The following is a 6,922-nucleotide window of genomic DNA, read 5'->3' as shown; positions in this document are numbered from 1 at the left end:
CGACGACGTCACATTCACCGCGGGGAAAGCGAAACCGCCAGCCTTCGCACGATCGATCATCTCGGAGTAAATCTCTGGGGTTGCAATGGGCATGGTGACTCCTATGCTGAATTCGTCTGTGGGTTGGTAACCCTGGAGTAGACCGCTTACGGCTAGCACCCATCCTAGCGATATCCGCCGGGGCCCCGTGTTTCGGGTCACTGAGGCTCTTAACACTTCCGCCGAGTTGGTCAGGACACCGGCTGCTGGAACACGTGCCGGCGGACCCAGGCGTGCATGGCGATCGCCGCGGCCGACGCCGCGTTCATGGAACGTGTGGACCCAAACTGCTCAATGGACAGCGTTGCGACGGCGGCGTCGTGCACCTCGGGTGTGAGGCCGGGGCCTTCCTGTCCGAACACCAGGACGCACTTCCTTGGGAGGTCGTAGGTTTCCAGCGGCACGGAATCCGGGAAGATGTCGACGCCGATGACCGCCAGCCCCTCCCCCTCAGCCCACTGGACAAAGTCCTCAACCGTGGGGTGATGGCGGACGTGCTGGTAGCGATCGGTGACCATGGCCCCACGACGGTTCCACCGCCGTCGTCCAATGATGTGGACCTCCTTGGCGAGGAACGCGTTGGCGGTCCGCACCACTGTGCCGATGTTGAGGTCGTGCTGCCAATTCTCAATGGCGATGTGGAAGTCGTGGCGCTTGGAGTCGAGGTCCGCCACGATGGCCTCGTGCTTCCAGTACCGGTACTGGTCCACAACATTGCGGCGGTCACCGTCCCTCAACAGGTCCGGGTCCCAGTGCTCACCTTCGGGCAACTCGCCTTCCCAGGGCCCGACGCCGACCTCGGGTTTCGCTTCTGCCTCGCCATCAGATGTTGTCCCGATTGGGACCTCGGCAGGGGCGGGCAGGGCAGCGTTGGGGGGAAGGTCAGTCACCCCTCAACTTTAGCCCTGCCCATGCTCCCGTTCGGCCGGACCTAGCCCATCTTCCACTTGTTGATGCGGTAGGAGTTGGCCAACTGCTCAAAGAGGCCCGGGTGGGCATCCCAGTATTCCTTGTGTCCGCTGACCCCGAGCATCTGCGGGGTACCCCACGGCGTCACGGAGAACAGGTTCACGGCCTGGATCGCTTCGCCACGTGCGTTGCTGCAGGTGAAACCGATGACAACTGCGGCACCACGGCGGAACTCGCGTACTTCCGGCATGCTGGTCTTGAAGTCCGAGGCGCACTTGTGGCCCACCAGGTTCTGGGGAAGTTCGGTAGCGGTCATGCCCTTGTAACGGGCTTCGATGTCCTGGATGGCCTTCTTGATCTCTGCAGGATCCTTGCCGAACTTGCCCTCTTCGGACTCAGCGAAGAAAGCGTAGGCGAGCGCGATTCCGTCGCCGTCGGCCTCAACCGTCCCTTGGGCCTTCTTCTGGATTTCCTCGCCGGTGGTCGGATCCTTGGTAATGCCGAACGACTCGTCGTGTGTCCATTCCGCAAGGTACTGGAAGGACGATTCGCCCGTTACCCACTTGCTGAAGAGCGGGTCGCCGTCGGCCGGAACGTTCGTGGGGCCGGCGAACCCTTCCCATACTGCAGGCAACGGAATGGCGTCGGCGGGCATGTCGGTGGACGCGGACGGGTCGCTGGACGGTTCGCTTTCCGCGGACGGCTCGGCCGCTGCTTCTGAGGCCTCGTCGGATGAGGTCACGGAGGGAGCCGGGGTGTTTTCCGCGACCGGCTTGGTCATGGAGGGAATCAGCCAAGTGAACGCCACCACCAGGGCAACAATCACGACGACTGCCACGCCGCCCAGGATGAGGAACAGGGACTTCTTGTTGTGGTCGCCCGGGTTCTGGCCGGGTCCGCCGGGGTAGCCGGGCTGCGCGGGTCCGCCGGGGTAGCCGGGCTGCGCGGGTCCGCCGGGGTAGCCGGGCTGCGCGGGTCCGCCGGGGTAGCCGGGCTGGTTGGGCTGCGCGGGGAAAGCCTGGGTGGGTGCTGGCTGTGTTGGGAAGGCCTCGGTTTGGCCCTCCTGCGCCTGGCCGGGTTGGTATTGCTGTCCCGGCTGGTACTGGCGATAAGGTTCCTGACCGGATCCATAGCGTGGCTGTGGCACGCCTTCCGGGTTGTAGGGAGGCTGGGGTGCCCCGTTGTCGTTGCTCATGGCTGGCCCTTTCAGATGCTGTGGGACATCGGTTTGGTCTGGGAAACCGATGGACAATCAGGAAAAAGGGGACCTGCTGTAGCACGGGCGGCTTCTGGATCCACTGTGTCGATCCCCCGACCCACGGTGGCAGCATGCATGCGCCGCACCCAAGCGTAGTTCAGTCCCAGCAACACAGCACAAGTCACAGCCGTTATCCACATGGGTAGAACTATCCACATAGGCGGCATCCCGGGATGTCTGTCTGCCGGAATGATGGAAGACTGGGACGCAGTGCATGAACAACCCCAGTCGGAGGCAAATATGGCAGAAGAATCCACGCCCCACACGTCCACGTCGGTTTACCGAAACGGTCACGAGATCGAATGTTGGCTCACGGACATGGACGGCGTCCTGGTACATGAAAACCAGGCGATCCCCGGCGCGGCCGAGCTCATCCAGCGCTGGGTCGACACCTCCAAGCGCTTCCTGGTGCTGACCAACAACTCCATCTTCACCCCGCGCGACCTCGCAGCCCGCCTCCGCGCTTCCGGCCTGGAAGTCCCGGAAGAGAACATCTGGACGTCAGCGCTGGCCACTGCGCAGTTCCTCAAGGACCAGGTCCAGTCCTCGGATTCGGGCAACCGCGCCTACACGATTGGCGAAGCCGGACTCACTACCGCACTGCACGAAGCCGGGTTCATCCTCACGGACACCGACCCCGACTTCGTGGTGCTCGGCGAAACGCGCACGTACTCCTTCGAAGCGATCACCATGGCCGTCCGCCACATCCTGGCCGGTGCCCGCTTCATCGCCACCAACCCGGACGCCACGGGGCCCTCCAAGGACGGGCCCATGCCGGCGACCGGGGCCATCGCGGCCATGATCACCAAGGCCACGGGCCGCGAGCCGTACATCGTGGGCAAGCCCAACCCCATGATGTTCCGCTCGGCAATGAACCAGATCGATGCGCACTCCGAGACCACCGCAATGATCGGTGACCGCATGGACACAGACATTGTTGCGGGCATGGAAGCGGGCCTTCACACGGTCCTGGTGCTTAGCGGCATCACGCAGCGGGAAGAAATAGTGTCCTTCCCGTTCCGGCCCAACCAGATCCTGAACTCCGTGGCCGACCTCAAGAGCCAAATCTAGAAGGATAGAACCATGGCTGTGCTCAATCTGCGTCCCTTGGCCGGTGGCCGGATACTCAGGGGGAGCCAGCCATTCGGTTTGGATGCCGCTGCAACGTCGGGTTTCCTTGCGGCGCACGGCATCCAAACCATCGTGGACCTGCGGAGCGAGCTTGAGCGTTCTTTGGTCCCATGGCTCGTGGGTGATGTCGGAACTGCTTCGGGCAGCATCGAGTCGCCGGACGTGGCCGGGCCCGACGACGGCGGTAGGCTTGCCGCCGTCGTGCCGCCCGACGTCGAGCTCATCAACAATCCGCTGGACCCGAATACCGTGGCCGGGTCGCTGCAGGCTGTTGAAACGGCCGAGGACCTCGGTGAACTGTACCTGGGCTGGGTCCGGTTGCGACCGGAGTGGGTAGCCGACGCGTTGCGGCCCGTCGCCCGCGGCAAGCGCACCCTGGTGCATTGCTCGTTGGGTAAGGACAGGACGGGAGTGGTGTCCGCCATTGGCCTCCTGGCAACCGGCGGCACCGAGGACCAAGTGGTGGAAGACTACACGGCAACCACCGCCAACCTGCCCACGGTCCTGGAGGTCATGGCTGAAACGTGGCGCCTGAGTGTGCCCTCAACACCTGCCAGCTATTTCAGCCCTGACCTCATGATCCTGCAAAGTCCGGAGGCAGCGATGAGGCACTTCCTGGCCGGCTTCACTCACGAGTTCGGGGATGTCCGCGGTTTCCTGCAGCACGCCGGCCTCACCGCCGACGAGGTCCAAGCGCTCCGGAACGGCCATTAATGGCTAGGCAGGCCTGATGACTTTGCCATTCGGTTCCTTGTAGGACGGTATCTCGGGTTCAGGAGGCAGCGGCTCAAGTTCGTTCTGGACTTTCTCCAGCAACGGCCGGTAGAGGCCGCCGTTCCATTGCGGGCTGGCATGCGCGGGCCGCGCACCCTCGGTGCTGAGCGTGGGCAGTGCCATGTTGGCTCCGAACACTTTGCTCCAGCCAGCGCGCGCCGACTCGTAATTCACGGTGCCGTCGTCGGAGTTGCCCAGGAAAGCCATCCGGGCTCCACCGATCTTGCCCGCGAACCGCAGCCCGTCAAAGTGGTAAATATAGGCCGACTCCGTCTGGATAAGAACGCTGGACGGCGCGATCGGGGACAACTGTTCCATGGTTTGGTCCAGGATCTGCCGCCAGGTCCGTTCGTCCTTATGAGCCACCCGCTCCCCCAGTTCGTAGCCGCCACGCAGGACCGATGGAATGCGGAAACCGTTCTCGTAAAGAAACACCACACCGTCGAACCAACTCTGGTCCAGCACGTCGGCACGGCTGAAGGGGCTCGAGTCCAGGACGATCAGCTGTGTTTCCACGCCGTGGAGCTCCAGCAGCCGGGCGGCAACCTGGGTTGCGAGCATGCCGCCGAAACTGTGTCCGTAGAAGTACAGCTTCTCCAGCCCGAGCTCGCGGACATGGAGGATGAGTTCGCGGACGATCTCGTCCACGTCCAGTCCCAGGTTGGAATATCCGATCGCCGCGAGCCGTCCGCGCTGGTGCAGTGCGGGGCGGAGCGAGTTGAGGATCCATTGGGCCTCTTCCCAGCTGGTCTTGTACCCAGGGAACAGGATCCAGCTGGCCTTCGGGAAATACAGGTCCGAGTAGGAGTCGGGCACGCGCAGGATCTTGGTGGCCCTCCGTTCTGCCTGCACATGCCGGGTGAAGAGCATGTCCCCGGCCAGTGCGGCCGATACCCCGGCCGTCACAAGGAAGTTCCGGCGGGACGTCTTCTTTAGCCTGGCAGCGTAAGGCAGGATCCGGGCCCAGGAGCCCGGATCCTCGATTTTCGCCGGCTGCGGAGCCACCGGCGTCGGGAGGTCTTCATTCACCTCCGGTGGCGCCGGGAGCTTCCCTACTTGAACGTCCACGCAGCAAGCATAGGCTTCGCGGGCACCGCCTCGCAGCCCCGTGGATTATGTACAGCCAATGCCCTTAAGATGCCCCTGTCAGGGCATCGGGTGCACAGAAACTCTTTAGTCGAGGCCCAGCTCGTCCTTGCCAAAAGCGAAGAGGTACGGCACGCCGGTTTCGGCTTCGATTTTCTCCTTGGCGCCGGTGTTGCGGTCTACAATCACTGCGACGGCCACGACGTTGCCGCCGGCTTTCCGGACACCCTCGACGGCGGTCAGCGCGGACCCGCCCGTGGTTGACGTGTCTTCGAGGACAACAATGTTGCGTCCCTCCACCGAGGGTCCTTCAACCTGGCGACCCATGCCGTAGGACTTCTGTGCCTTGCGGACAACGAAGGCGTCCACGGCACGGCCGGCGTCTGCGGCCGCGTGCATGACGGCGGTACCGACGGGGTCGGCCCCCATGGTGAGACCGCCAGCGCACTCAACTGAAACGCCGGCGTCGTCAATCATCGCCAGCATGACCTGTCCCACCAGTTTGGACGCTTCGTGGTGGAGCGTGATGCGGCGCAGGTCGATGTAGTAGTCGGCTTCCTTTCCGCTGGAAAGGATCACTTTGCCGCGGACAACCGCCAGCTCTTTGATGAGTTCAAGAAGGCGGGCACGGGCAGCGGCAGTGTCAGGCGTGGAAGTCATGGGTCCTAGTTTAGTGGGGACGGAGCCAGGTCGACGTCGGGGCCCGGGGCAGCTGTTGTGGAACGGACCACCAGCCGGGGGCTGACGATTTGCGCTTCGCTGCCGCTTTCGCCGCCGAGCTGTTCCAGCACAGCCTCCATGCATCGTCTGCCGAGTTCTTCAAAGTCCTGCTTGACGGTGGTTAGCGGTGGTATGAAGAACTCCGCCTCTGGCTGGTCGTCGTAGCCCACTACGCTGATATCGCCGGGTACCCGAAGCCCGGCCTCCTGGACTGCACGGAGGACACCCACAGCCATTTGGTCGTTGGCGACGAACACGGCAGTGACGGTACGGTGTTCCACGAGGGCCACGCCTGCTCGGTAGCCCGAAGCAGCGTCCCATCCGCCCTGGAGAAGCACAGCGGCGTCCAGGCCGGCGCTCCCAAGGGCTTCCTGCCATCCCTTGATGCGTTCGGCGGCGTCGATCCAGTGCGGCGGTCCGGATATGTGCGCAATACGACGATGCCCCAGCCCGATCAGGTGCTCAACGGCGAGGCGGGCGCCCATGCGCTGATCGAGGGAAGCACCAGCCAGCTGGGTTCCGGCCCCGGAGCCGGCCGCCACAATTGGAACGGGCACCGAAACGTCCCGCATGACCGCGAGGACATCGGGGTGCGGAACCAGGATGACTATGCCGTCCACGGATTGGTTGCGGAAGTGTGCGATGGCGTCGTTGATGCTCTCACTGGTCACCTCCCGGAGATTGGCGATGCTCACAAAGTAGCCCGCTTCCCTGCCGGCCTGCTCCACTCCGAGGAGGGTATTCGCGGGCCCGAACTGGCCCGTTTCGCAGGCCAGGACCCCGATGGTCCGGGACCGTCGGGTGACCAGGCTGCGTGCGGCCGTGTTGCGGCGGTAGCCAAGGTTCGCGATGGCGGATTCCACGCGTTCCTTGGTCTTGCTGCTGACGTTAGGGTGGTTGTTCAGCACCCGGGAGACGGTTTGGTGCGAGACGCCGGCCATCCTGGCAACGTCGCCCATCACGGGAGCCCGGCCGGGGGATGCATCCGGAGACATCCGTACCTCG

The 6,922-nt window shown here is 63.9% G+C and carries 7 protein-coding genes; 2 read left to right on the top strand and 5 right to left on the bottom strand.

The window, feature by feature from the left end; all coding sequences use genetic code 11:
- Positions 1–230 precede the first annotated feature (230 nt).
- Positions 231–929: a TrmH family RNA methyltransferase gene (locus J2Y68_RS21470; protein WP_397335520.1), complete on the bottom strand. Its 699-nt coding sequence runs from the start codon at positions 927–929 to the stop codon at positions 231–233.
- Between the two features lie 41 nt (positions 930–970).
- On the bottom strand, positions 971–2,143 hold the full coding sequence (locus J2Y68_RS21465) for a hypothetical protein (RefSeq protein WP_309996860.1): 1,173 nt from the start codon (positions 2,141–2,143) through the stop codon (positions 971–973).
- A gap of 303 nt (positions 2,144–2,446) precedes the next feature.
- Here J2Y68_RS21465 and J2Y68_RS21460 point away from each other — a divergent pair, with 303 nt between their 5' ends.
- Complete coding sequence (locus J2Y68_RS21460) at positions 2,447–3,277, top strand: HAD-IIA family hydrolase (RefSeq protein WP_090826227.1); 831 nt, start codon at positions 2,447–2,449, stop codon at positions 3,275–3,277.
- 12 nt (positions 3,278–3,289) lie between these two features.
- The gene (locus J2Y68_RS21455; RefSeq protein ID WP_309996855.1) at positions 3,290–4,051 is read left to right on the top strand and encodes a tyrosine-protein phosphatase; all 762 of its coding nucleotides are present in this window, start codon (positions 3,290–3,292) and stop codon (positions 4,049–4,051) included.
- 3 nt (positions 4,052–4,054) lie between these two features.
- On the opposite strand, the gene J2Y68_RS21450 is transcribed toward J2Y68_RS21455, so the two are convergent.
- From J2Y68_RS21450 to J2Y68_RS21440, 3 genes are all read right to left on the bottom strand, one after another.
- Positions 4,055–5,179 (bottom strand): thioesterase domain-containing protein, encoded by a 1,125-nt coding sequence (locus J2Y68_RS21450; RefSeq protein ID WP_309996852.1) that lies wholly within the window; start codon positions 5,177–5,179, stop codon positions 4,055–4,057.
- A gap of 105 nt (positions 5,180–5,284) precedes the next feature.
- Entirely contained in the window at positions 5,285–5,857 is a 573-nt protein-coding gene (gene pyrE, locus J2Y68_RS21445; RefSeq protein ID WP_309996847.1) for an orotate phosphoribosyltransferase, read from the bottom strand.
- 5 nt (positions 5,858–5,862) lie between these two features.
- On the bottom strand, positions 5,863–6,876 hold the full coding sequence (locus tag J2Y68_RS21440) for a LacI family DNA-binding transcriptional regulator (RefSeq protein ID WP_309996869.1): 1,014 nt from the start codon (positions 6,874–6,876) through the stop codon (positions 5,863–5,865).
- Between the last annotated feature and the right edge of the window lie 46 nt (positions 6,877–6,922).

The organism is Paenarthrobacter nitroguajacolicus (genome assembly GCF_031455195.1).
Taxonomy (GTDB): domain Bacteria; phylum Actinomycetota; class Actinomycetes; order Actinomycetales; family Micrococcaceae; genus Arthrobacter; species Arthrobacter nitroguajacolicus_D.
This window is presented reverse-complemented; position numbering and strand designations above follow the sequence as displayed.